At 73.5% G+C, this 24,854-nt stretch carries 21 protein-coding genes and 2 pseudogenes; 10 read left to right on the forward strand and 13 right to left on the reverse strand.

The genetic code is table 11. The features are described from left to right. Positions 1-174: 174 nt before the first annotated feature. The 3 genes from asnB to BJ965_RS32990 all read left to right on the forward strand — a co-directional run bounded on the left by asnB (position 175) and on the right by BJ965_RS32990 (position 6,386). Positions 175-2,046 (forward strand): asparagine synthase (glutamine-hydrolyzing), encoded by a 1,872-nt coding sequence (gene asnB / locus BJ965_RS32980; protein ID WP_184913878.1) that lies wholly within the window; start codon positions 175-177, stop codon positions 2,044-2,046. A gap of 183 nt (positions 2,047-2,229) precedes the next feature. Next, positions 2,230-3,393, forward strand: a complete 1,164-nt coding sequence (locus BJ965_RS32985) for an exonuclease SbcCD subunit D (RefSeq protein WP_184913880.1) — start codon at positions 2,230-2,232, stop codon at positions 3,391-3,393. Beyond that, positions 3,390-6,386 carry an AAA family ATPase gene (locus tag BJ965_RS32990; protein ID WP_184913882.1) on the forward strand — a complete coding sequence of 999 codons (2,997 nt, stop codon included), beginning with the start codon at positions 3,390-3,392 and terminating at the stop codon, positions 6,384-6,386. The genes BJ965_RS32985 and BJ965_RS32990 overlap by 4 nt, the downstream gene beginning before the upstream one ends. 2 nt (positions 6,387-6,388) lie before the next feature. Here BJ965_RS32990 and BJ965_RS39995 read toward each other — a convergent pair whose 3' ends face one another. After that, entirely contained in the window at positions 6,389-6,835 is a 447-nt protein-coding gene (locus BJ965_RS39995; RefSeq protein ID WP_142165198.1) for an Lrp/AsnC family transcriptional regulator, read from the reverse strand. 93 nt (positions 6,836-6,928) lie between these two features. On the opposite strand from BJ965_RS39995, the gene BJ965_RS33000 reads away from it, so the two are divergent. Together BJ965_RS33000 and BJ965_RS33005 are read left to right on the forward strand one after the other, a co-directional pair. Then, a complete protein-coding gene (locus BJ965_RS33000; protein ID WP_184913884.1) occupies positions 6,929-7,402 on the forward strand; it encodes a rhodanese-like domain-containing protein in 474 nt (157 codons plus the stop codon). Between the two features lie 45 nt (positions 7,403-7,447). Further along, positions 7,448-7,966, forward strand: a complete 519-nt coding sequence (locus BJ965_RS33005; protein ID WP_184913886.1) for an immunity 21 family protein — start codon at positions 7,448-7,450, stop codon at positions 7,964-7,966. Between the two features lie 121 nt (positions 7,967-8,087). Here the strand turns inward: BJ965_RS33005 and BJ965_RS33010 are convergent, their stop codons facing one another. Next, positions 8,088-9,779, reverse strand: coding sequence for a DUF885 domain-containing protein (locus tag BJ965_RS33010; protein WP_184913888.1), 1,692 nt, complete (start codon positions 9,777-9,779; stop codon positions 8,088-8,090). Positions 9,780-9,810: 31 nt separating this feature from the next. Continuing rightward, a complete protein-coding gene (locus tag BJ965_RS33015) occupies positions 9,811-10,302 on the reverse strand; it encodes an Lrp/AsnC family transcriptional regulator (RefSeq protein WP_030835643.1) in 492 nt (163 codons plus the stop codon). 67 nt (positions 10,303-10,369) lie between these two features. Between BJ965_RS33015 and BJ965_RS33020 the strand changes: the two genes are divergently transcribed. After that, the gene (locus BJ965_RS33020) at positions 10,370-11,587 is read left to right on the forward strand and encodes a trans-sulfuration enzyme family protein (RefSeq protein ID WP_184917769.1); all 1,218 of its coding nucleotides are present in this window, start codon (positions 10,370-10,372) and stop codon (positions 11,585-11,587) included. Between the two features lie 9 nt (positions 11,588-11,596). Here the strand turns inward: BJ965_RS33020 and BJ965_RS33025 are convergent, their stop codons facing one another. From BJ965_RS33025 to BJ965_RS33045, 5 genes are all read right to left on the reverse strand, one after another. Further along, complete coding sequence (locus BJ965_RS33025) at positions 11,597-12,853, reverse strand: GNAT family N-acetyltransferase (protein WP_184913889.1); 1,257 nt, start codon at positions 12,851-12,853, stop codon at positions 11,597-11,599. A 109-nt stretch (positions 12,854-12,962) separates the two neighbouring features. Then, the gene (locus BJ965_RS33030; RefSeq protein ID WP_184913892.1) at positions 12,963-14,525 is read right to left on the reverse strand and encodes an alkaline phosphatase D family protein; all 1,563 of its coding nucleotides are present in this window, start codon (positions 14,523-14,525) and stop codon (positions 12,963-12,965) included. Between the two features lie 127 nt (positions 14,526-14,652). Beyond that, complete coding sequence (gene pdxR / locus BJ965_RS33035) at positions 14,653-16,092, reverse strand: MocR-like pyridoxine biosynthesis transcription factor PdxR (RefSeq protein WP_184913894.1); 1,440 nt, start codon at positions 16,090-16,092, stop codon at positions 14,653-14,655. 64 nt (positions 16,093-16,156) lie between these two features. Continuing rightward, a complete protein-coding gene (locus tag BJ965_RS33040; RefSeq protein WP_184913896.1) occupies positions 16,157-16,987 on the reverse strand; it encodes an alpha/beta fold hydrolase in 831 nt (276 codons plus the stop codon). Between the two features lie 107 nt (positions 16,988-17,094). Further along, positions 17,095-17,748: an NADPH-dependent F420 reductase gene (locus tag BJ965_RS33045; protein WP_184917772.1), complete on the reverse strand. Its 654-nt coding sequence runs from the start codon at positions 17,746-17,748 to the stop codon at positions 17,095-17,097. A gap of 109 nt (positions 17,749-17,857) precedes the next feature. Between BJ965_RS33045 and BJ965_RS33050 the strand changes: the two genes are divergently transcribed. Both BJ965_RS33050 and BJ965_RS33055 read left to right on the forward strand, forming a co-directional pair. Further along, positions 17,858-18,739 (forward strand): RNA polymerase sigma-70 factor, encoded by an 882-nt coding sequence (locus BJ965_RS33050; protein ID WP_184913898.1) that lies wholly within the window; start codon positions 17,858-17,860, stop codon positions 18,737-18,739. A 167-nt stretch (positions 18,740-18,906) separates the two neighbouring features. Further along, positions 18,907-19,668 carry a GntR family transcriptional regulator gene (locus BJ965_RS33055; RefSeq protein WP_184913901.1) on the forward strand — a complete coding sequence of 254 codons (762 nt, stop codon included), beginning with the start codon at positions 18,907-18,909 and terminating at the stop codon, positions 19,666-19,668. Positions 19,669-19,768: 100 nt separating this feature from the next. Here BJ965_RS33055 and BJ965_RS33060 read toward each other — a convergent pair whose 3' ends face one another. Further along, positions 19,769-20,917: an ROK family transcriptional regulator gene (locus BJ965_RS33060; protein WP_184913903.1), complete on the reverse strand. Its 1,149-nt coding sequence runs from the start codon at positions 20,915-20,917 to the stop codon at positions 19,769-19,771. An 89-nt stretch (positions 20,918-21,006) separates the two neighbouring features. Further along, positions 21,007-21,200 (reverse strand): annotated as a pseudogene (locus BJ965_RS33065) (response regulator transcription factor); the annotation flags it as partial. A 72-nt stretch (positions 21,201-21,272) separates the two neighbouring features. On the opposite strand from BJ965_RS33065, the pseudogene BJ965_RS40530 reads away from it, so the two are divergent. Together BJ965_RS40530 and BJ965_RS33070 are read left to right on the forward strand one after the other, a co-directional pair. Next, positions 21,273-21,452: pseudogene (locus tag BJ965_RS40530) on the forward strand (ABC transporter permease); the annotation flags it as partial. A 55-nt stretch (positions 21,453-21,507) separates the two neighbouring features. After that, positions 21,508-21,939 (forward strand): hypothetical protein, encoded by a 432-nt coding sequence (locus BJ965_RS33070; RefSeq protein WP_184913905.1) that lies wholly within the window; start codon positions 21,508-21,510, stop codon positions 21,937-21,939. A gap of 4 nt (positions 21,940-21,943) precedes the next feature. On the opposite strand, the gene mug is transcribed toward BJ965_RS33070, so the two are convergent. The 3 genes from mug to BJ965_RS33085 all read right to left on the reverse strand — a co-directional run bounded on the left by mug (position 21,944) and on the right by BJ965_RS33085 (position 24,817). Next, positions 21,944-22,489: a G/U mismatch-specific DNA glycosylase gene (mug, locus tag BJ965_RS33075; RefSeq protein WP_184913908.1), complete on the reverse strand. Its 546-nt coding sequence runs from the start codon at positions 22,487-22,489 to the stop codon at positions 21,944-21,946. A gap of 13 nt (positions 22,490-22,502) precedes the next feature. Then, entirely contained in the window at positions 22,503-23,945 is a 1,443-nt protein-coding gene (purB, locus tag BJ965_RS33080; protein ID WP_184913910.1) for an adenylosuccinate lyase, read from the reverse strand. Positions 23,946-24,037: 92 nt separating this feature from the next. Further along, positions 24,038-24,817: an SGNH/GDSL hydrolase family protein gene (locus tag BJ965_RS33085; RefSeq protein WP_184913912.1), complete on the reverse strand. Its 780-nt coding sequence runs from the start codon at positions 24,815-24,817 to the stop codon at positions 24,038-24,040. Between the last annotated feature and the right edge of the window lie 37 nt (positions 24,818-24,854).

Here is a 24,854-nt window from a genome sequence, read left to right on the forward strand (position 1 = left end):
GCGGTCGATCGACGCGGAACCAGAAGTGTTTTGAAGCCGTGGTTAAGCGCGCTCGAACAGCGGGTTTCCCGACCTGCTGGATCCCATATCTCCGCGCCGAATTCCCGGTAACACCCCGCCCTTCATCCGGACACATCCGTCCGTCCCCCTCACCTCTTCGCTTGGAGCCTTTTCATGTGCGGAATCGCAGGCTGGGCCGACGTCGGTCTCGATCTCACCCGGGAGGTGGACGGCGTTGAACCCATGGTGCGGACCATGGCCTGCCGCGGCCCGGACGCCGCCGGGATCCACGCCGGTGAGCACGCGGTGCTCGGTCACCGCCGGCTGGCGATCATCGACCTCGAAGGCGGCAGGCAGCCCATGGCCGCCCCCATGCGCCCGGATGCGGCCGCCACCGCCGGCCCCGGGGAGGGCGAGCGGCCGGCCGTCGTGCTCAGTTACAGCGGCGAGGTCTACAACTTCCGCGAACTCCGCGAGCAACTCCGCGGATTCGGCCACGCCTTCCGTACCCGCTCGGACACCGAGGTCGTCCTGCACGCCTATCTCCAGTGGGGCCAGGACTTCGTCAGGCGCCTCAACGGCATGTTCGCCTTCGCCCTGTGGGACGAGCGCGACCAGCGCCTCCTCCTGGTCCGCGACCGCCTCGGCATCAAGCCCCTCTACGTGGCGCGGCTCGCGAGCGGTGTCCTGTTCGGCTCCGAACCCAAGGCGATCCTCGCCCACCCCCGCTTCCGGGCCCGGATCGACAGCCAGGGCCTCGCCGACCTCCTGGGCCTGGCGAAGACGCCGGGTGTCACGCCGTACCGGGACATCGAGGAGGTCCCACCGGGCTGCGTGGCGGTCTACGACCGCCACGGGCTGCGGACCGACCGGTACTGGAGCCTCGGGCGGCACCCGCACGAGGACGACGCCGAGGCCACGGCCGGCACCGTGCGGGCCCTGCTGGAGGACACGGTCACCCGCCAGATGGTCACCGACGTGCCGCTGTGCACCCTGCTCTCCGGCGGACTGGACTCCACCGTCCTCACCGCCCTGGCCGCCCAGGTGCAGGCCCGGGCCGGCGAACCCCCGGTGCGTTCCTTCGCCGTGGACTTCACCGGCAGCGAAGCCGACTTCAGGGCCAGCGACTTCCGGCCCGAACGCGACTCGCCCTACGCCCTGGAAGCCGCCCGGCACATCGGCACCGACCACCGGCTCATCGAGCTCTCCGCCGGCGAGCTCACCCGGGACGCCCACCGTGACGCGGTCCTGCGCGCCCACGACCTGCCGTACACCTTCGGCGACGTCGACACCTCGCTGCACCTGCTGTTCCGCGCGATACGCGAGCACTCCACGGTCGCCCTGTCGGGGGAGTCGGCCGACGAGGTGTTCGGCGGATACGCCTGGTTCCACGACCCGTCCGCCGTTCAGGCGGCGCGGTTCCCCTGGCTCAGCCGTATGCAGCTGATCACCCCCGATCTGCTCGCCCCGGGCTTCCGGGCGGCCACGCGCTTCGAGGAGTACCGCGCGGACCGCTATCGGGAGGCCCTCGGCGAGGTCGAGCACCTGCCCGGCGACTCCCCGGCCGAACGCCGCATGCGGGAGATCGGCCACCTTCACCTCACCCGCTGGCTGCCCGCCCTGCTCGACCGCAAGGACCGGCTCAGCATGGCCGCCGGGCTGGAGGTGCGGGTGCCCTTCTGCGACCACCGGCTGGTCGAGTACGTGCACAACACGCCCTGGGACCTCAAAACACCGGGCGGCGACCCCAAGGGCCTGCTCAAGCGGGCCACCCGCGACATCGTCCCCCGCTCCGTGCTGGAGCGCCGCAAGAGCCCCTACCCGACCACCGCCGACCAGCTCTACGAGAAGGACCTGCGCGCCCGGACCCAGACGCTGCTGGCCGACCGGTCCTCGCCCGCCTTCGACGTCGTCGACGCCCGCGAACTCGCCCGGCTGCTCGAACACCCGCAGGGCCACTTCGACACGCAGTTGCGCCGCAACGGACTGGAGACCGCTCTCTATCTCGACCGGTGGATGCGGGAGTACGGCATCGCGCCGGAATGACCTGCTTCACAGCACAGTTGTGGACATTTCGCCAGAATTACCGCCGGAGGGGCGTGGCGCTCCGGGGTTCGTGGTGGACCAGGTGCCCACACGCGTTAGCGTGGTGGGTCTGACAGCGAGCCGGACCGGCTCGCGGCGGCCGAAGCGGACAGCAGGGGGAGACATGCAGGTCGGAGCGGCGTCTTGAGGCTGCTGCACACCTCCGACTGGCATCTCGGCCGCGCCTTCCACCGGGTGAACATGCTCGGTGCCCAGGCCGAGTTCATCGGCCACCTCGTCACGACCGTGCGGGAGCGCGCCGTGGACGCGGTGGTGGTGTCGGGTGATGTCTACGACCGTGCGGTGCCCCCGCTCGCCGCGGTCGAGCTGTTCGACGACGCCCTGCACCGCCTCGCGGACCTCGGCGTACCCACGGTGATGATCTCCGGGAACCACGACTCGGCCCGCCGGCTCGGCGTCGGCGCCGGGCTGATCGGACGGGCCGGCATCCACCTGCGGACCGAGCCGTCGGCGTCCGGCACCCCGGTGGTGCTCGCCGACGGCGACGGGGACGTCGCCTTCTACGGGCTGCCCTACCTCGAACCGGCCCTGGTGAAGGACGAGTTCGGCGTGGAGAAGGCCGGACACGAGGCCGTGCTCGCCGCCGCCATGGACCGGGTCCGCGCCGACCTCGCCGCCCGCGCCCCCGGCACCCGCTCCGTCGTCCTCGCGCACGCCTTCGTCACCGGTGGCGAACCCAGCGACAGCGAGCGGGACATCACCGTCGGCGGCGTCGCCTCGGTGCCCGCCGGGGTGTTCGACGGAGTCGACTACGTGGCGCTCGGGCATCTGCACGGCTGCCAGACCCTCACCGACCGCGTCCGCTACTCCGGCTCCCCGCTGCCCTACTCCTTCTCCGAGGCCGCCCACCGCAAGAGCATGTGGCTGGTCGACCTGGCCGCGGACGGCTCCGTCGACGCCGAGCGCGTCGACTGCCCGGTGCCCCGCGCCCTGGCCCGGATCCGGGGCACCCTCGAGGACCTGCTCGCCGACCCGGACCTGACCCGGCACGAGGAGGCATGGGTCGAGGCGACCCTGACCGACCCCGTCCGCCCCGCCGACCCGATGGCCCGGCTCACCGAGCGCTTCCCGCACACCCTCAGCCTCGTCTTCGACCCTGACCGCGACGAGGACGAGTCCGAGGTGTCGTACGCCCGGCGCCTCGCCGGCCGCAGCGACCAGCAGATCGCCGAGGACTTCGTCGCCCATGTGCGCGGCGCCGGGCCCGACCCGCACGAACAGGGCGTGCTGCGGGACGCGTTCGACGCGGTCCGGGCCGACGAGACCGTACGGGAGGTGGCCCGGTGAGGCTCCACCGGCTCACCCTCACCGCCTTCGGACCCTTCGGAGGCACCCAGACCGTCGACTTCGACGACCTGTCCACGGCCGGGCTGTTCCTGCTGCACGGTCCCACCGGCGCGGGCAAGACCTCCGTCCTCGACGCCGTCTGCTACGCCCTCTACGGCTCGGTGCCGGGCGCCCGGCAGGGCGGCGGACAGGGCACGGCCCTGCGCAGTGACCACGCCGCACCGGCGACCCGCACCGAGGTCACCCTCGACCTCACCGTCGCCGGACGCCGCCTGGAGGTCACCCGCCAGCCGCCCTGGGAGCGCCCCAAGAAGCGCGGCACCGGCACCACCCTCGACAAGGCCCAGACGTGGCTGCGCGAGTACGACCCGACGGCCGGGGCCTGGAAGGACCTCAGCCGCTCCCACCAGGAGATCGGCGAGGAGATCACCCAGCTGCTCGGCATGAGCCGGGAGCAGTTCTGCCAGGTCGTGCTGTTGCCGCAGGGCGACTTCGCACGGTTCCTGCGCGCCGACGCCGAGGCCCGCGGCAAACTGCTGGGCCGCCTCTTCGACACCCGCCGCTTCGCCGACGTGGAGAAGCGCCTCGCAGAGCGGCGCCGCACCACCGAGACCCAGGTGCGGGACGGGGACGCGGAGCTGCTGGCCGACGCCCACCGCATGCAGCAGGCCGCGGGCGACGCCATGGAGCTGCCCGACCTGGCCCCGGGCGAACCGGGGCTCGCCGAGGCCGTACTGGGCGCTGCCGCCGTCGCCCGCAGCACCGCCCGCGAGCAGCACACCGTCGCCGCCTGCACGCTCGCCGCCGCCGAGTCCGCGCAGGCCGCCGCCGGACGCGCCCTGGACGACGTACGCGAACGCGCCCGGCTCCAGCGGCGGTTCGCGGAGGCACGGGAACGCGCGGCGCGCCTGGAGCAGGGAGCCGAGGCCTACCGCGAGGCACAGGCGCTCATGGAGCGGGCCCGCAAGGCCGAAGCGGTCGCCCCCGCCCTGGACCTGCGGGAGTCCTCCGAAGCCGAACACCGCCGGGCAGCCGCCGCCGAGGCCCGCGCGCGTGCCCTGCTGCCGGATACCTTCGCCGAAGCGGGCGCGGCCGGGCTGGCCGCCGCCGCACGCCGGACCGCAGAGGAGCTGGGCGGGCTCGACTCGGCCCGCCGGGCCGAGCGGCGCCTGGCCGAACTCCTCGACGAGCGCGCCGGCCTGGACCGCCAGGAGCGCGCCGACGCGGACCTCCTCCAAGAGGCGGAGGCGTGGCTCGACGACTGGGAGGAGACGCGCACCGCACTCCAGACCCGGGTCGACACCGCGCAGCAGGCCGCCGCCCTCGCCGAGCAGCTCGCCGAACGGCGTGAGCCCGCACAGCAGCGGCTCCGGGCGGCCCGCCTGCGCGACCAGCTCGCCCAGGACACGGACCGGGCGGTCGAGCGCGTCCGCACCGCGCAGGAGAAGACGCTCCGGGCCAAGCAGCACTGGCTCGACCTCAAGGAGCAGCGCCTGAACGGCATCGCCGCCGAACTGGCCGCGCACCTCACCGACGGCGCACCCTGCGCGGTCTGCGGCGCCACCGAACACCCCGACCCCGCCCGCAAGGTCGCCGGGCACGTCGACCGCGAGGCGGAAGAACACGCCCTCACCGGCTACCAGCGCGCCGACGAACAGCGCGCCGAGGACGAACGGCGCCTCGCCGTCGTACGGGAAGCCCTCGCCGCGGCGACCGCGGAGGCCGGTGACGGCCCTGCCGAACAACTCGCCCAGGAAGCTGTGGAGTTGGAGGAGCGGTACACGCAGGCCCGCAGTGCCGCGGCCGGGCTGCACGCCGCTCAGGAGCGGCTGCGGCAGGCCGGGCAGGAGTACGAACGGCGCCTCGCCGCCCGGCAGGAGGCCGCCGTCCGGACCGCCTCCCGGGTCGGTCACCGGGAGCGGCTGGACCGCGAACGGGCCGCACTGGAGGAGGAGCTGGACCGGGCGCGCGGCTCCCTGGACAGCGTCGCCGCGCGGGCCGGCCAGCTCGAGCGGCGCACCGCGCTGCTCACGGACGCCGCCGACGCCGCCCGTGTCGCCGAGGACACCGCCCAGCGGCTCAAGGACGCCGACGCCCGGCTCGCCGACGCCGCCTTCCGCGCCGGCTTCGAGACCCCGCAGGCAGCGGCCGCCGCCCTCCTCGACAACGCCGCCCACCGTGAACTGCAACGCCGCCTGGACGCCTGGCAGCACGAGGACGCCGCCGTGCGGGCCGTCCTCGCCGAGGCCGACACGGCGGCGGCGGCCCGCGAGCCGCAGGCCGACCCGGAATCGGCCCGGCGGGCCGCCGACGAGGCGGACCGGCGGCTGCGCGACGCCGCCTCCGCCCACGATGCCGCCGGACGGCGCTGCGCCGAACTCGACCGGCTCTCCGTCCGGGCGAGCGCCTCCGTGCGCCGGCTGGCGCCGCTGCGCGAGGAGTACGACCGCGTCGCCCGCATGGCCGGCCTCGCCGCGGGCACCTCCGCGGACAACGAACGCCGGATGCGCCTGGAGGCGTACGTCCTGGCGGCCCGGCTGGAGCAGGTCGCCGCCGCCGCGACCGTCCGGCTGCGCCGCATGTCCTCCGGCCGCTACACCCTCGTCCACTCCGACGACCGCACCGGACGCGGCCGCAGCGGGCTCGGATTGCATGTCGTCGACGCCTGGACCGGCCGCGAACGTGACACCGCGACCCTGTCCGGCGGGGAGACGTTCTTCGCCTCGCTCGCCCTCGCGCTCGGCCTCGCGGACGTCGTCACGGACGAGGCGGGCGGGGTGCGGCTGGACACCCTCTTCATCGACGAGGGCTTCGGCAGCCTCGACGACCAGACCCTCGACGAGGTCCTCGACGTCCTCGACTCCCTGCGCGAACGGGACCGGAGCGTCGGCATCGTCAGCCATGTCGCCGACCTGCGGCGGCGGATCCACGCCCAGCTCGAAGTGGTCAAGGGCCGGTCCGGCTCGACGCTGCGCCAGCGCGGCACCGGCTGAGGTCAGCGCCCCAGGGGACGCCCGGGGAGGGGCGAGGAGTACACCACGCTCGTGGTCACCGAGCCCAGCGCCCCGATCTTCCCCGACACCTCCTCCAGGTGGCGCATCGAGCGGGCCGTGACCTTGATGACGAAACAGTCGTCACCCGTCACGTGGTGCGCCTCCAGGATCTCCGGCGTGACGGCGACCAGGTCGTGGAACGGCTTGTAGTTGCCGTTCGGATACCTCAGGCGCACGAACGCCAGGATCGGCAGGCCCAGGCGCTCCGGGTCCACGACCGCCGCGTAGCCCCGGATGACCCCGGCCTCCTCCATACGGCGCACCCGGTCGGTGACCGCGCTCGCGGACATCGAGACGGCGCGGGCCAGCTCGGCGAAACTGGCCCGGCCCTCCCGCTGGAGGACGTCCAGAATGCGCCAGTCCGTGGCGTCCGGGGAATACTCGGTCATACCCGAGGGATAGCAGGGGAATCCCCGGCGGATCAAGCGGAGCACCGGGGATCGTCACTTCAGGGGCGGTACCGGCGGCCGTAGTTTTGCCGCATGACCACCACCGTGAACCCCGTCCTGCGCGTCGCCCCCGCCGCTCCCGCGGACGCCGCCGCCCACTTCCGCGCCGGCCTCGCCTTCCACACCGACGTGTCCGACGTCGCCGCCGCCCTCGACGCCGGCGGTGACCCCGGCTTCGTCCTCGTCGACTCGCGCTCCACCGAGGCGTGGGACCAGGGCCACATCCCCGGCGCGCTCCACCTGCCGACCGCGCTCGTCGCCGAGCAGGCCGGGCAGCTCCTCGACCGGTCGGTGCCGGTCGTGACGTACTGCTGGGGCCCCGGCTGCAACGGCGCCGCCCGCGCCGCCCTGGCCCTCGCCGAACTCGGCTACCGGGTCAAGGAGATGCTCGGCGGCTTCGAGTACTGGGTGCGCGAGGGCCTGGCGGTCGAAACCTGGCAGGGGCGTGAGCGCCGGGCCCCGGATCCCCTGACGGCGCCCGTTGACGCCGGCGACTGCGGCTGCTGAACCCCCGATCCTTTGCCGCGAGTTGACCCTGTAGGTTCTTGCGCCATGGTGCGATACGCGGAGCCGGGCGCAGTGGAATGGGTGGAGTCGGGCGGCGGGCCGCTGATAGCGGTGCCGGAGACCGTCCTGCCGTTCTGGGCGGGTGCCGACGGCGAGGAGACGGCCTCGGACTACGACCGGGCCTGCGAGGTGGACGGCCACGTCGGCCTCCTCCCGGTCGGCGACTGCACGGCCCTGGTCCTGGGCGACGACCCCGCATCGACCGCCTACCTGCCCGACCGGGGCATGTTCGTCCGGTGGTGCGCAGGCAACTCCGAGCACGAGCTGCTGGCGAGCGTGCCCCCGGCCGCCGCCGCTGCGGAGTGGGGGCCGGAGACGACGTGGAAGGTGCCCGGGCCGGTCCGTCTCTTCGACGCGGCCTGGCCGGGGACGGGCCTCGCGGACACCGACCAGGTCCGGGTGGCCCTGGAGCCCGGCAGCTACGCGGTCCGCGCGGCGAGGGTCCAGCCGGGCCCGGAGACCTGGCTGGACCTGATCGAGCTGCGCCTCCTGGCGCCGCGCTAGCGACGCCTCGCGGACGCGCCTGCCTCCTGGCGCCGCGGTGGCGACGCCTCGCGGACGCGCCTGCCTCCTGGCGCCCCGACACCGGCGCCCCGCCGACGCGCCACCTACGGCTGCGACGCGCCTACAACTGCGACAGTTCGTCCACCAGGTCGTCCAGACCGAGCGAGCCCTGGGACAGCGCGGCCATGTGCCAGGCCTTCGGGTCGAAGGCGTCTCCATGGCGGGCACGGGCGTTCTCGCGGCCCAGCAGCCAGGCCCGCTCGCCGAGCTTGTAGCCGATGGCCTGACCCGGCATGGACAGGTAGCGGGTCAGCTCGCTCTCCACGAAGTCCGCCGGCCGGCTGCTGTGCGAGCCGAAGAACTCCTGCGCCAGCTCGGCCGTCCAGCGCTCGCCGGGGTGGAAGGGCGAGTCGTCCGGGATCGTCAGCTCCAGGTGCATGCCGATGTCGATGATGACGCGCACCGCGCGCATCATCTGGGCGTCCAGATAGCCGAGCCGGCGCTCCGGGTCGGTCAGGAAGCCCAGTTCGTCCATCAGCCGCTCCGCGTACAGCGCCCAGCCCTCGGCGTTGGCGCTCACCATGCCGACGCTCGCCTGGTAGCGGGAGAGGTTCTGCGCCACGTGCTTCCACTGGGCCAGCTGGAGGTGGTGGCCGGGCACGCCCTCGTGGTACCAGGTCGACACCAGGTCGTAGACCGGGAAGCGCGTCTCGCCCATGGTGGGCAGCCAGGTGCAGCCCGGACGGGAGAAGTCGTCGGACGGCGGCGTGTAGTAGGGGGCGGCGGCGCTGCCCGGAGGGGCGATGCGCGACTCCACCCGGCGCACCCGCTCGGCCAGGTCGAAGTGGGTGCCGTCGAGCGCACCGATCGCCTCGTCCATGAGGCTCTGCAGCCATTCGCGCACCTCGTCGACGCCCTCGATGTGCGTGCCCTGCGCGTCGAGGTGGGCCAGCGCCTCCCACGGCGTGCCGGCGCCCGGAAGGATCTTCTCGGCCTCGGTCTTCATCTCGCCGAGGAGGCGGTGGTACTCGGACCAGCCGTAGGCGTACGCCTCGTCCAGGTCGAGGTCCGTGCCGTTGAAGTAGCGCACCCAGCGCGCGTAGCGCTCCCGGCCCACCACGTCCGGCGCGCCCTCGATCGTCGGCGCGTACACGTCCCGCATCCAGTCGCGCAGCCGCACGACCGCCTCGGTGGCCGAGCGGGCGGCGGTGTCCAGCTCGGACCGCAGGGCCTCGGGGCCGGCCGCCGCGTACTGCTCGAACCAGCCGTGGCCCTCGCCGTCCGCGTCGGCCCACTCACCGAGCTGCGTCACGAAGGTCGCGGTGGCGCGGGGCCCGGCGTACAGCTTCCGCTCCAGGCCGAGCGCCAGGGACTCCCGGTAGCCCTCCAGCGCGGCCGGGACGCCGCGCAGCCGCTCGGCGATCGCCGCCCAGTCCTCCTCCGTCTGCGCGGGCGTCACGGTGAACACCTGCCGCACCGCATGCGCGATGGAGCTCAGGTTGCTGACGGAACGCAGGCTCTCGTCGGCCTCGTGCACCGCGAGTTCGGCACCCAGCCGCTCGCGCAGCAGCCGCGCGCACCGGCGCTCGATGTCGCTGTCCGCGCCGGGCAGCCGCTCGGCCTCGTCCAGCCGGGCCAGCGTCCGCCGCGCCAGCTCCGCGAGCGCCTCCTGACCCGCGGGCGAGGTGTCGGGCAGCCTGCTCGAACTCTCCTTGTCGCCGAGGAACGTGCCGGTGATCGGGTCGAGGGCGACGAGCTCGTCGACGTACGCGTCGGCGACCTCACGGGGCAGCGGGCTCTTGATCTCAGACATGCGGCCATCCTCGTACGACGGACCGCGCACGTCACGCCGATTGAGCCGAGGGCGAAGGCGGCAGCAGCGGCCCGCACTCCCACTGCTGGAAGATCAGCCGGGTCTCCACCCGGGCCACCTCCCGCTGCGACGTGAACTCGTCCAGCACCAGGCGTTGCAGGTCGGCCATGTCGGCGACCGCGACATGGACCAGATAGTCGTCGGGACCGGTCAGGTGGAACACCGTCCGCGACTCCGGCAGGACCCGGATCCGCTCCACGAAGGGTCCCACCAGCTCCCGGCGGTGCGGTCTGACCTGCACCGACAGCAGGGCCTCCAGCCCCCGCCCCAGCTTGGCCGGATCCAGCTCCAGACGGTGCCCGAGGATCACGCCCGACCGGCGCAGCCGCGTCACCCGGTCCAGGCACGTCGACGGCGCCACCCCGACCTGTGCGGCGAGATCCCGGTACGTCGCCCGGGCGTCGTTCTGCAACAGCCGCAACAGATGGAGATCCACCGGATCCAGTACGACAGATTCAGCCATCGGCCGAACGTAGCACGGGATTCTCACCCGACAGCCCGTTCGATGTTCACCCTTGCCCACCATGGACATGGACACAACGAGCACGCGCGCCCACGCCGACATACGCACCGCACCGCGAGCCCTCGCCACCGAGGCCGTGCACGCCGGGCGGGACGACCTCGCCCGGCAGGGGCTGCACGCCCCGCCGATCGACCTGTCCACCACCTACCCGTCGTACGACAGCCGCGGCGAGGCGGCCCGGATCGACGCGTTCGCCACCACCGGGGCGGAGCCGGACGGCCCGCCCGTGTACGGACGGCTGGGCAACCCGACCGTCGCCCGCTTCGAGACGGCCCTGGCCCGCCTGGAGGGCACCGAGGCGGCGGTGGCGTTCGCCAGCGGCATGGCCGCGCTCAGCGCCGTCCTGCTCGTGCGCGGCTCCATGGGCCTGCGGCACGTCGTCGCCGTACGCCCCCTGTACGGCTGCAGTGACCACCTGCTCACCGCCGGGCTGCTGGGTTCCGAGGTGACCTGGACCGACCCGGCCGGCGTCGCCGACGCCCTGCGCCCGGACACCGGCCTCGTCCTGGTCGAGTCCCCGGCCAACCCCACGCTCGCCGAGGTCGACCTGCGGGCCGTCGCACACGCCTGCGGCTCGGTGCCGCTGCTCGTGGACAACACCTTCGCCACGCCGGTCCTCCAGCGCCCCGCCGAGCAGGGTGCCCGACTGATCCTGCACAGCGCCACCAAGTACCTCGGCGGGCACGGCGACGTCCTCGCGGGCGTGGTCGCCTGTGACGAGGAGTTCGCGGGCCGGCTGCGGCAGGTGCGCTTCGCCACGGGAGGTGTCCTGCACCCGCTGGCCGGCTACCTGCTGCTGCGCGGCCTGTCCACCCTCCCCGTCCGGGTCCGGGCCGCCTCCGCCACGGCGGCCGAACTCGTCCGCCGCCTCGCCGCCGACCCGCGCGTCGCCCGCGTGCACTATCCGCGCATCGGCGGTGCCATGGTCGCCTTCGAGGTGTACGGCGACCCGCACGAGGTGATCGGCGCGGTCCGCCTGATCACCCCGGCGGTGAGCCTCGGCAGCGTGGACACCCTCATCCAGCACCCGGCCTCCATCAGCCACCGCATCGTCGACGCGGACGACCGCAGGGGAGCCGGCGTCAGCGACCGGCTCCTGCGCATGTCGGTGGGCCTGGAGGACGTGGAGGACCTCTGGTCGGATGTCGACCAGGCGCTGGGGCGCCCCGCCGGGGGCGCGGGGAACTGCGCGACAAGCCACCACGAGCCCGCGCCCGCCCACTGACGAACGCCCCTACGGTGCGGAGGCGCTCCCGAGTTCCTCCGCACCTGTCACGACCGTTTCACCCAGCCGCGCAGTGATCACCAGCGTCCCCTCCTCGACCTGGTAGTCGAGAGGCAGCCCCAGCCCGCGCATGGCGGCCACCATCCCCGTGTTGGACGCCTGCGTCACGGCATACACGCTGGAGCACCCCGCCTCGACGGCCATGGCCACGAGCCGCGACAGCAACTCCGCTCCCACACCCCGCCGCTGCCAGGTGTCCTCGACGAGCAGCGCGACCTCCGTCTCGTCCCCGTCCCACAGGAGGTGACCGAGCCCGACGATCCGCCCGGAGGCGGTCTGCACGGCGAGGGTGCGGCCGTACCGCGGACTGAGCAGGTGGTTGAGGTACCGGTCGGCGTCACCGACGGGCCCGTGATAGCGCAGCTTGAGCGTGCGCGCCGAGCAGCGTTCGTGCATCGCCCGGGCCGCTTCGAGGTCACGGGTGTCGGCCCGCCGCACGGTGATGTCACTGCCCTCGGAGAGCGTGAACACGTCCCGGCCGTGCGGCAGGCGCGGTCCGAGCCGGGCGTCGAGTTCCACCAGGGCCCTGGCCCGGGCGAACTCGGTGGGGGTGAAGGGCAGATACGGCCGCTCGACGGTGATCACGCCGCCTTCCGGGCCGCGCAGCCGCATCACCGTGTCGTCGAGGGCCCCCTCGACGGGAACACCCTCCATGGCCCGGCTGCCGCCGGCCGGAGCGGGCCGGGACCGGATCGTGCACCGGCCCAGCAACTGCCGCAGAGCGAGCGGAAGTTCCGCCGCGTCCAGGGCGGTGCGGGCGGCGAGTCCGAGGACCCGGGTAGGCGCGTCCACCAGATCGTGGGCGTCGGCCCGCTCGATCCAGGTGTCGGTGCCACCGGCCGACTCGACGGCCGTGGTGACCTCGGACGCCGACAGACCGGCCGGGCCCCGCAGCAGGAACTCGTCGACCGTGCCCGCGGCCAGCGGGTGCGTCTGCAGGCTCAGGATGTCGACACGCAGCCCGGCCAGGGCACCGCACAGCGCGGCCAGGGACCCCGGCTCGTCCTGCACCGTGGTCCGCATCCGCCACAGGGTGTTCGCCCCCGGCACCGGCTCCGGTGTCGGGGACCCCGTATCACTCGTCGGCGGTGCGTGTTCCTGGCGTCGTGTCCGCCAGGCGTGGAACGCGGCCGTGACCCGCCGCCACGAGGCGGCGGGGCGGCAGTTGGCGTCGGGGTGGGTCACTTGAGTCACTTCTCGCGTCATGCACCCACTGTGACGGAACGGTGTTGCGTGATCGCGAACGCATTGTGACCGGCGGGTAAAGAGGGCAGTCTGCCCCCTTTGTCCACCCTTCAAACGTTGCGCTGCGTACCTACTGGCCGACCCGTCCGGGCTGGAGGGTCTGCGTGAACAGCACGGTGCCGTCCTGCTCCCGCAGACGTACCGTCAGCTCCCCGCTGTGGCCGTCGATGTCGACCTCGCCGAAGAACTGGTAGCCGCCGGCGGGGGAGACGTTGGCGGTCGTCGGTGCCTTCACGAACACGCGGTCCGGGCCGAAGGTGCCGTCGAGCGCGTTCGCGGGGAAGGCACCGGCGTTGAGCGGGCCCGAGACGAACTCCCAGAACGGCTCGAAGTCGGTGAAGGCGGCTTTGGACGGCTGGTAGTGCTGCGCCGAGGTGTGGTGCACATCGGCGGTCAGCCACACCGTGCCCGTGATGCGCCGGTGCTTGACGAACCGCAGCAGTTCGGCGATCTGCAGTTCACGGCCGAGCGGCTTGCCGGGGTCGCCCTGCGCGACGGCCTCGATGTTCGTGCCGTCGGGGACGACGAGGCCGATCGGCATGTCGGCGGCGATCACCTTCCACACCGCCCGGGAGCGGGACAGTTCGCGCTTGAGCCACTCCAGCTGCTCGCGGCCGAGGATGCCCTGCGGGTCGGCCGGCTGGTCGTCCGGCGAGTTGGCGTTGCGGTAGGTGCGCATGTCCAGGACGAACACGTCCAGCAGCGGGCCGTGGTGCTGCACACGGTAGACCCGGCCGTCGGGGCGGCGCAGCGTGGAGATCGGGAAGTACTCGGAGAAGGCCCTGCGGGCGCGGGCGGCGAGCACGTCCACGCGCTTCTCGGTGTACCGGGTGTCGGTGAGGATCTCGCCCGGGTACCAGTTGTTGACGACCTCGTGGTCGTCCCACTGGACGATGGACGGAACCCGGGCGTTGAAGGCCCGCAGGTTCTCGTCCAGCAGGTTGTAGCGGAAGTTGCCGCGGAACTCCGCGAGCGTCTCGGCGACCTTCGCCTTCTCCTCGGTGGTGATGTTCCGCCAGGTCCGGCCGCCGGGCAGGGCCACCGTGCCGGTGATCGGGCCGTCGGCGTAGATGTTGTCGCCGCTGCAGAGGAAGAAGTCGGGGTCGAGGGCGCCCATCGCGTCGTAGATGCGGTAGCCGCCGAGCTCCGGGTTGATGCCCCAGCCCTGTCCGGCCAGGTCGCCGGACCAGACGAACCGCACGCCGTCACGGCGCTCGGCGGATGCCGTGCGGAACGTGCCCGTGACCGGCTCGCCGGTGCGGCGCGGGTCGTCCGGGTCGGCGAGCAGCACGCGGTAGTGGATCTGCTCGCCGGACGGCAGGCCGCGCAGCCGGGTCGTGCCGGTGAGGTCGGTGCCCTCGCCCAGCAGCGGGCCGTGCCATCTGCGGGGGTTGCGGAACGACTCGGTCGCCGACGTCTCGACGATCATCCGGGCCGGCCGGTCGGAACGCACCCACACCAGCCCGGAGTCGCAGGTCACGTCACCCGCCTGCACACCCCACCCCGCCGTCGGGCGCCCGGAGCGGGCGAAGGCGGGCGCCGCACCGAGAGCGGTGGGCAGGGACAGGGCCGCCGACGCGGCGAGGGAGCCACGCAGGACGCTACGGCGCCCGGGCAACGGACGGTGTGACATGGATGCGCCTCCAGGGACGGGATCCGGCCAAGTGTGCAGAGCTACACCTACTGGCACGCCGCAGCGCCCACACGAACCCCAAGTGAACAACTGACCGCAGGGTGAGGGAACGCACGAACCGGTCGGCTCACCCGGTCGCCGCCTCGGCCATCAGACGCACGCCCTCGGCGATCCGGGCGGGCGGCACATGGGCGTAGCCCAGGACGAGCCGGATCTCCTCGTCCCCCTCGGGCCCGGCCGGCGTGTGGGCGTAGGCCGAGAGCGGGCGCACCGCGACCCCCGCCTCCGCCACCCGTGCGAGGAACCGCTCCACGGGCCCGTACCGCCGCGGCAGCGTGGCGATCACGTGCAGGCCCGCGGCGATCCCGGACACCTGCGATCCGGGGAAGTGCGCGTCCAGGGCGGCGACCAGCGCGTCGCGCCGGTCGCGGTAGGCGCGCTGGCAGCGCCGCAACTGGCGGTCGTAGTCGCCGCGCTCCAGGAACCGGGCGAACAGGGCCTGGTCGAGGGCCGGGTGGCCGAGATCCATCGTGCGTTTGCGCTCCACGATCTCCTCCGTCCAGGACTCCGGCACCAGCAGCCAGCCCAGCCGCAGTCCTGGCGCGAGGGACTTGCTGACCGAGCCGGTGTAGGCCACGTGGTCCGGGTCGAGGCCCTGGAGCGCGCCGACGGGAGCACGGTCGTAACGGAAGTCGCCGTCGTAGTCGTCCTCCAGGACGATGCCGTCCACCGCCCGCGCCCAGTCCAGCAGTTCCGCGCGCCGCCGGGCCGAGTAGGCGAGGCCGGTGGGGAACTGGTGGGCCGGAGTCGTCACCACGGCCCGTACGCCCGAGGACCGCAGCGGCTCCAGGGCGACACCCTCGTCGTCCAGCGGCAGCGGTACGGCGGTGACGCCGGCCGAGGCGTACAGCGCGTCGTGCTGGGGACTGCCGGGGTCCTCCACGCCGACGGCGCGCACGCCGCGCGCGTGCAGCGCGAAACCGAGCAGCGCCGTCGCCTGGGCCACCCCGGAGACGACCACGAGCCGCTCCGGGTCGGCCACCACGCCCCGCCGCCGGGCGAGCAGTTCGGCCAGCGCGGTCCGCAGCCTCGGCAGCCCTCGCGGATCGGGGTAGCCCAGCTCCTGGTGCGGCAGTTCCGCCAGCACACCGCGCTGCGCCGCGGCCCACGCCGCGCGCGGGAACAGGGCCAGGTCAGGCGTCCCGGGCACGAAGTCCGCGCGGGCGCCGGGGATGCGCGGAGCCAGGTCGTGCGCCCGCGGCCGCGCGGCGCGGACGGCCGCGCCCACCCAGGTTCCGGCGCCCCGGCCGCTGCGCAGATATCCCTCGGCCGTCAGCTGCTCGTACGCCTCCGTGACCAGACCGCGCGAGACCCCCAGGTCCGCCGCGAGGTCCCGGCTCGACGGGAGCCGGGTGCCCGGCGAGAGCCGGCCCGAGCGGACCGCCTCGCGCAGAGCCGCCTGCAGGGAACGGCCACGCGTGCGTGCCGGAGCCGAGGCGGCGGGGAGCAGCAGCTCCCAGGCGGCCGACGCCGTACCGTCGCCCGGGTCCCGCCGCATTGGTCTCATGAGTTGAGACCTTAGAGGGTTCTCATGAGGGGAGGCCGGGGAAGGTTCGCTGCCCCGGGGCGGGTCAGCGGCTGCCGTCGAGGACCACCCGGGCCACCAGCGCCGGGTCGTCGTTCATCGGGACGTGGCCGCATCTGGGCAGCCGCACCAGCCGGGCCCGCGGGATCACGCCCTTGGCGCGCACGCCCTGGCGGGGGATGAGCAGCCGGTCCCGGCTGCCCCACGCCACGGTGACCGGTGTGCCCACGATGTCGTCGGTGAACTGCACGGTCCGGCCGGAGCGCAGCGTCTCGGAGAAGCCCTGGGCCCTCGCGAGCGCGAGCGTCTCGGCGACCACGGCCTCGGGTGACCTGCGGCCCGGCCGGGCGTAGATGGTGCTGGTCAGCAGGGTGCGGCCGAGGGCCGGGCGGGCCAGCCGCTCGACCACCGGCGGTGGCAGGCGCCGGGCGATCTGCCGCATCGTCGACAGCACGGTGAAGGCGTAGCGGCGCTCGGCATCGTTCCAGAATCCGGCGGGGGACAGGGCGGTGACCGAGCGGACGAGCTTCGCCCGGGCCAGGTCCAGCGCCAGCAGGCCGCCCAGCGAGTTGCCCGCCACGTGCGGCCGCTCGATCTCCAGCGCCCCGAAGAGCGCCTTCAGTACCGCGCTCATCGTGGGCAGGTCGTGCGCCATGCCGTCCGGGAGCGCCGGTGAATCGCCGCAGCCGGGCAGGTCCACGGCGATCACGTCGCGTTCGGCCGCGAGCGCGGGGATCACCGGTTCCCACGCCTGCCGGTGGTGGCCGATGCCGTGCAGCAGGAGCAGCGGTTCGCCGCTGCCCCGGCGGGTGTAGGACAGGGTCACGTTCTGCTCGCCCCGCGCGGAGGCGACGTTGAAGGAGACGGTGGCGGACATGGGGTGCTCCTCGGCTGTACTTGCTGACGGACGCCGTAGACAGCTTGTCAGCAATTGCTACCCGCGGGTAGCCCCATGGGTGCGCCACCTTCACGGAGCCGGACCGCTCAACGGGCCCGCCGCACCTCCAGGTTGAACTCACCGTGACCGAACTTCTGGAACAGACCGACCCAAAGGGGCAGCCACATCTCCACGGCGCGAGCAGCCCGGATGCCGCCCAGGTCGAGGACGCGCTCCGCGGGCCAGCCGAACTCCCCGAGCAGCGCCGTCACCTGCTCCTTGGCGCCCGGGTCGTCCCCGCAGACGAAGACGTGGTGCTCGCCCGGCACACGGGCCGGATCCACCATCACCCGGCAGTTGACCGTGTTGAGCGACTTCACCACGCGCGCCCGGGGAAACGTCCGCTGGATCTGCTCGCCCACGCTGTCCGACTCGACCGGGGACAGCCGCAGCTCGCCCTCCTCGAACGCCAGCGGGTTGGACACGTCCACGACGACCTTGCCGTCGACGTTCTCCGCCCCGGCGGCCTCCAGTGCGGCGAGCGCCACCCGCCCGCCGACCGCGTTCACCACGACCTCACCGAACTCCGCCGCCTCGGCGAACGTCCCCGCGCCCGCCCTCGGACCGGCCGAGGCGACCCACTGCACGGCGGCCGTGTTGTCCCGCGTGCGCGAGCCGAGCCGCACCTCGTGGCCCAGCTCCACCAGCCGTCCGCCGAGCGTGCGCCCGACCTGCCCCGTGCCCAGCACCGCGTACCGCATCGCCACCTCCGCAGCCGTGCCGCCGATCACCGGCGTCCGTCCGGCCATTCTGTCCGGGAAGGGGCGGTTCCGCCTGGACAGGGCACCATCGGTGGGCTGGGATGGAGCCGTGACCACCGAGACCGCCACCGACGCCTTCGAAGCGCACCGCCCCGTCCTGCTGGGCGTCGCCTACCGCATGCTGGGACGCGTCGCCGACGCGGAGGACGTGGTCCAGGAGGCCTGGCTGCGCTGGACCGGCACGCCTCGCGACGACGTGCGCGAACCGCGCGGCTACCTGGTGCGGATCACCACCCGGCTCGCCATCGACCGTCTGCGCCAGATCAAGGCACGCGGCGAGACGTACGTCGGCCCCTGGCTGCCCGAGCCGTACGTCACCGACTTCGGCGACACCGTGCCCGACACCGCCGAGCGTGCCGTTCTGGCCGACTCCGTCTCCCTCGCCGTCCTCGTGGTCCTGGAGTCCCTGTCACCGCTGGAGCGGGCCGTGTTCGTGCTGCGCGAGGCCTTCGCCTTCCCCTATGCCGACATCGCCGCCATGCTCGAGCGCGGCGAACCGGCGGTGCGCCAGCTGGCCGGGCGGGCCCGCAAACACGTCGAGGAACGGCGCCCACGCTACGACGTCGACCCCGCCGAGCGCCGCGACCTCACCGAGCGGTTCCTCGCCGCGGCGGCCGACGGCGACCTCGAGGGCCTGATGGCGCTGCTCGCCCCGGAGGTCCGGCTCGTCGGTGACAGTGGCGGCAAGTCGCAGGCGCCGCTGCGGGTCCTGCGGACCGCCGACAAGGTGGGCCGCTTCCTCATCGGCGTGGCGCAGAAGAGCCTCCCGGGCCTGTCCGTGCGCTTCCTGGAGCTCAACGGCGGCCCGGCCGCGCTGATCCTGTCCGGCGGCAGGCCCGACTCCGTCTTCCAGCTCGACGTGGCCGACGGCCGCGTGCAGTCGGTCTACATCGTCCGCAACCCCGACAAGCTGCGGTCACTGGCCGCCTAGACACGCCGCCAGGCCGGTCAGCGGCCCCTGGTGCGGCGCCGTGAACGTTCCCGGCCATTGGTCTTGACCAAGGATCAGGGCCGCCCTATGGTCGCAGAGAAGTGCAACAACCTTTAATAAACAAGGGCGCTAAAACGCCGCCGACCACGGCGATTGCGGAGGACAGGGTGGGGACCACGCAGCTGGAATCGGTGCAGGAACCGAAGTACTGGCATCTGAAGACGGTGCTCAGTCAAGCGCTCGACTCGGAGTTCGCGGTGGGCGAGATCCTGCCCAACGAACGCGACCTCGCGGCCCGCTTCGGCGTCGCCCGCGCCACGCTCCGCCAGGCACTGGAGCAGCTCGAACTCGAAGGCAGGCTGCAGCGCCGCCGCGGTGTCGGGACGACCGTCGCACCGCCCCGCATGGGCGTCTCCCTCGGCACCGGCCCGCACACCTGGCCGGGCGGCCCCGACGACGCCTGGCAGCCCGCCGACTGCACCACGGCCGTGCCCCCGGCGGCCGTCGCCGACGCCCTGGAGACCGGCCGCGACGAGCCCGTGCACATCGTGCGGCGCTCCCGCGTCTCGCACGGCCGGCCGGTGGCCGCGGAACTGCTGTACATCCCGCAGACCTCGGTGCCCGAGCTCTCCGGCATCGACGCGCCGTCCGGAGCGGCACGCGCGCGTGCGGTGCTGCGGGAGCTTCAGCGGCTGGAGCTGGAGCGGCAGGAGAACGCGGTGGAGCTGGGCTCCGCGGGGGCCGGCGAGGCGAAGGAACTGGACCGGCTGCCGGGAGCGCCCGTGCTGGTGGTGACCACCCGGTTCGTGGCCGGGGGGCGCACGTCCGCCTTGTCGGTGGCGACGTACCGGGCTGACACGTGCCGGTTGACCTTCGGTGACTCGGGTGACGTGGAGATCCACGCCGGGCCTCGGCAGAAGGCGTCCTGACCGTTCGGGACCGGGGTGCGGTGCTCGACGGGGCTGCCGGGAGCGTCGTGGCTGGTCGCGTCCACGCGGCCGAGCCGCACATCAGTGCAGCCCCGCGCCCCTAAAGGGGACGTTGCTCCACCGCGAACAGCTGCTCCTCCACGTGGTCCAGGGCCAGGCGCAGGGCGCCGGTCGCCACGGCCGCGTCTCCCAGGGCGGAGAGGGTGACCTCCGGGGGGCGCAGGCAGTAGCGGGCGAGTTCCTCGCGGAGGGGGGCCAGGACGCCGTCCAGGCCCGCCGCCCAGCCGCCGATGACGACCAGCTCCGGGTCCAGGGCGAGGACGAGGGCCGCCACGTCGTGGACCAGGCGCTGATTGAAGCGGTCCACGGCCGCCCGGGCCCGCTGGTCGCCCTCGCGGGCCTGCGCGAAGACCTCGGCGACGGCCTGCTCGTCGAGCGGGTGGAGAGGCTCGTCCGTGGTGGACAGGAGCGTCTCGGGCGTCACCCCCCGGCCCAGCAGATGCAGCGCGCCGATCTCGCCGGCCGCTCCGCCGTAGCCCCGGTGCAGCCGGCCCCCGATCAGCGAACCGGCGCCCGGGCTGAGCCCCGCCAGCACGAACACCACGTCGTCCGACTCGGTGGCCGCACCCTTCCAGTGCTCGGCGACGGCCGCCGCGTTGGCGTCGTTCTCCACCAGGACCGGGCACTTGAACGACCGGCCGAGACGCTCGCCCAGCCGCAGCCCCGTCCACCCCGGCAGCGCCGTGCCCAGCCGCACCGTGCCGTCGGCCTCGACGATCCCGGGCGTCGCCACGCCCACGGCCCGCAGCGAGCCGCGCGCGACGCCGGCCCGCCGCAGCAACTCGGCGACGGCCCCGCGCAGCCGCTCCAGCCGCTCATCGGCCCCCGCCGTCTCGGGCACCTCCTTGGCCTGGGAGCCGATCACCCGGCCGTCCAGGTCGGACAGCAGCGCGGCCACCCGGTGCGCCCCGATCTCCAGCCCGAGCAGATGTCCGGCCTCGGCCCGGAACCGGAACCGCCGCGCCGGACGCCCCTGCCGCCGGGCGGCGCCCTCCTCGGCGGCCTTCTCGACGACGAGCCCGGCCTCGATGAGCCCTTCGACGACGCCCTCCACGGTCGGCCGCGACAGCCCCGTCACCCGGGTGATCTCGGTCAGCGTCGCGCAGTCCGTGGCGCGCAGCGCGTGCAGCACCACCGCGGAGTTGATCCTTCGCAGCAGCGAGGGATCCCCGCCGGTCAGCCGCCCCACCGTCCGTCCTCCCAGGTCGTGCGCGTGTTGGCCGGATCGTACTTCGGCAGGGCACACCCCGGCGAGGGGCGGGCACCGGACGTCGGTGATCAGCCCGGGGCCACGAAGCCCGACTCCCGTGCCGCGATCACCGCCTGGGTGCGGTCCCGTGCCCCCGACTTCGCCGGCACCGCGCTGACATGCGACGTCACCGTCCCGGTCCCCACGACCAGCCGGGCGGCGATCTCCGCGTCCGACAGGCCCGCGCCATCAGCCGCAGCACCTCGGCCTCGCGCCCGGTCAGCCGCACCGCGTGCACGACGCGCCCGTGGCGGCTCATCTCCGTACCGGCGGACCTCGCGGGGCTGGTGACGGGGTGATCGGCGACGCCACGGTCACCGTCGCCGGCTTCCTGCCCGACAAGGCCGGGCCGTTGGCGCTCAGGGAGACGTACGACGGCACGCCGGGCCTGCGGTCCGGGGCTCGCGGTGACCGCGTTGTGGACGGCCGCGCCCTATTGGCGGGAGCCTGGAGCGTGCGCCGCAGGGACGCCTGAGCGCGGACCGGCTGATGCCCCGCCAAGTGTCAGTGGGGGCGGGTTTACTGGACCCATGAACATCGCACAGCACCTCGCCCTCATCGACGAGCTGTGCCACCGCCCCTTTCCGGCGGAGCACGGCCCGTCGGACGTCGGCGTCTCGGGGCCCGGTCACCACGTCGCGGTGTTAGAGGCAGCGGCCGACGACGCTCCGGCGACCAGGGCGGTGACGATCGACCAGTACGAGAAGGACCGCGACGCCGTCTACGAGCACCTCGCCTCCCGCTGGGGCGACACGCCTCCGTACAACCTGCAGACCGTGCTGTTGCGCACCGCGCGGGAGGAGATACCCGCGCCGTGGGCGGAGTTGAGCGCGCGGGCGGGTGTGGCCCATCTGTGGGAGGTGGAGGGCACGGGCCGCTGGGTCGCCGTGGCGGTCGCGGACCGGGACGCGTCGCGGGAGGTCCAGCTGCTGGCTCTGGTCACGGAGGCGGACCCCCCGTAGGGGATCACCCCCCGGCGGCTTCCCGCAGCCGTGCGAACTCCTCGGCCATCGTGTCGAGCGTCCAGTGCGCGTTCAGCCCGCTCGGATTGGGCAGCACCCACACGCGCGTGTCCCCGATCGTCCGCGACTGCGGGCCCACCTGCGCCTTGCGGTCGTCGAAGGCCGCGCGGTACGCGGTCACCCCCACCACGGCCAGCCAACGCGGCCGCAGCCGCTCCACCTTCGCAGCGAGCAGCCGCCCGCCCTCCCGGTACTCCTCGGCGCTCAGCTCGTCGGCCCGCGCGGAGGCCCGCGCCACCACGTTGGTGATGCCGAGCCCGTACGACAGCAACTCCCGCTGCTCGGACGGCTTCAGCAGCCGCGGCGTGAATCCGGACCGGTGCAGCACCGGCCAGAAGCGGTTGCCCGGGCGGGCGAAGTGATGGCCCGTCGCGGCCGTCATCAGGCCCGGGTTGATGCCGCAGAACAGGACGTGCAGACCCTCCGCGACCACGTCGGGCACGACGCGGTCGCGGGCGGCCTCGAGCTCCTCGGGCGTGAAACGAGCCATCAGGAAAGGTGCGTCAGAGGATCGCGCCGGGCGTGTAGCCCGCGCCCTGGGGGTGCTGCTTCACGATCTCCTCGACCCGGGCGACGACGGCGGCGACCTGGTCGCCCGCGGCACCGGTGAAGGACAGCTTGTCGGCCATCAGCGCGTCCAGCTGGTCCCGGTCCAGCGGGATGCGCGGGTCGGCGGCCAGCTTGTCGAGCAGCTCGTTGCGCTCGGCGCCCTGCTCTCGCATGGCGAGCGCGGAGGCGACGGCGTTCTCCTTGATCGCCTCGTGCGCGAGCTCCCGGCCGACACCCGCGCGCACGGAGCCCATGAGCACCTTGGTGGTGGCGAGGAACGGCAGGTAGCGGTCCAGCTCACGGGCGACGACCGCCGGGAACGCGCCGAACTCGTCGAGCACCGTCAGGAACGTCTCCAGCAGACCGTCCAGCGCGAAGAACGCGTCCGGCAGCGCGACCCGGCGCACCACCGAGCAGGACACGTCGCCCTCGTTCCACTGGTCGCCCGCCAGCTCGCCGGTCATCGAGGCGTAGCCGCGCAGGATCACCATCAGGCCGTTGACGCGCTCGCAGGAGCGGGTGTTCATCTTGTGCGGCATCGCCGAGGAGCCGACCTGGCCGGGCTTGAAGCCCTCGGTGACCAGCTCGTGCCCGGCCATCAGCCGGATCGTCTTGGCCAGCGACGACGGGGCCGCCGCAAGCTGCACCAGCGCCGTCACGACCTCGTAGTCCAGCGAGCGCGGGTAGACCTGGCCGACCGAGGTGAACGCCTGAGAGAAGCCCAGGTGCGTGGCGATCCGCTGCTCCAGGTCCGCGAGCTTCGCGGCGTCCCCGCCCAGCAGGTCCAGCATGTCCTGCGCGGTGCCGACCGGGCCCTTGATGCCGCGCAGCGGGTAACGGCCCAGCAGCTCCTCGACCCGGCCGTACGCGACGAGCAGTTCGTCGGTGGCGGTGGCGAAGCGCTTGCCGAGGGTGGTGGCCTGTGCGGCGACGTTGTGCGAGCGGCCGGCCATGACCAGCTCGCCGTACTCGCCGGCCAGCTTGCCGAGCCGGGCCAGGACGGCGACCGTGCGGTCGCGCACCAGCTCCAGCGAGAGGCGGATCTGGAGCTGCTCGACGTTCTCGGTGAGGTCGCGGGAGGTCATGCCCTTGTGCACGTGCTCGTGCCCGGCGAGGTCGTTGAACTCCTCGATCCGCGCCTTGACGTCGTGCCGCGTGACCTTCTCGCGCTCGGCGATCGAGGCCAGGTCGACGGTGTCGAGGACACGCTCGTAGTCGGCGAGCGCCGCGTCCGGCACCTCGATCCCGAGGTCCTTCTGGGCCCGCAGCACGGCGAGCCAGAGCTGCCGCTCCAGCTTCACCTTCTGCTCGGGCGACCAGAGCGTGGCGAGCTCGGTGGAGGCGTAGCGTCCGGCGAGGACGTTCGGGATGCGGGGCTTGGCGGGAGCGGAAGTCACGTGCACGGATTCTACTGGCGATTCGTGCAGGCCAGCGCCGCGGGTGTCCTTGTTGGAACCTACGAGAGCGCCGGGGCCGCCTCCACCTGCGGCTACGCCCGGTCCTCGTACGGCAGCAGCTCGGGCCGCTTCGGGGGAAGTCCGTCGCCCGAGGAGCGGCCTGTCAGACGGCGGCCTATCCACGGCAGCAGGTGCTGCCGCGCGAACCGCGCGTCCGCCACCCGCCGCATGACCCAGCCCGGCGGCAATGTCGCCGGCATCGGCATGTGCCACTCGGCGTCCTCGGGGTCGTGGCCCAGCGTCTGCCACACCGCCTCCGCGACCCGGCGGTGCCCCTCGGCCGTGAGGTGCAGCCGGTCCACGTCCCACATCCGCGGGTCGCTCAGGGACGGCGCGCGGTACAGGTCGACGACGATCGCGCCATGCCGGGCGGCCAGCTCGTCGACGCAGGCGAACAGTTCCTCCATGCGCGGCCGGAACCGCTTCAGGACGGGGCCCTGCCGGCCAGGGCTGCGCATCAGGACGAGCTGCCGGCAGGCGGGGGCCAGCTTCTCCACGGCCTCCTCCAGGAGTCCGCGGACCCGGACCATGTCGCACTTGGGCCGCAGCGTGTCGTTGAGCCCGCCGACCAGGGTGATCACGTCGGCGCCCATGGCAGCCGCGACGTCGACCTGCTCGTCGACGATCTGCTGGATCAGCTTGCCGCGCACGGCGAGGTTGGCGTACCGGAAGCCGGGGGTCCGGGCGGCCATCCGCGCGGCGAGCAGGTCGGCCCAGCCCCGGTAGGTGCCGTCGGGCATCAGGTCCGACATGCCCTCGGTGAAGGAGTCGCCGACGGCGACCAGGCTGCTGTAGGTGGGGTTCGTCTGCATGGCGACGGAAATGGTATCCCGTGCACATACCCAGCAG

Origin of the sequence: Streptomyces luteogriseus (genome assembly GCF_014205055.1) — a bacterium.
In the GTDB taxonomy this organism is placed as follows: Bacteria; Actinomycetota; Actinomycetes; order Streptomycetales; family Streptomycetaceae; genus Streptomyces; species Streptomyces luteogriseus.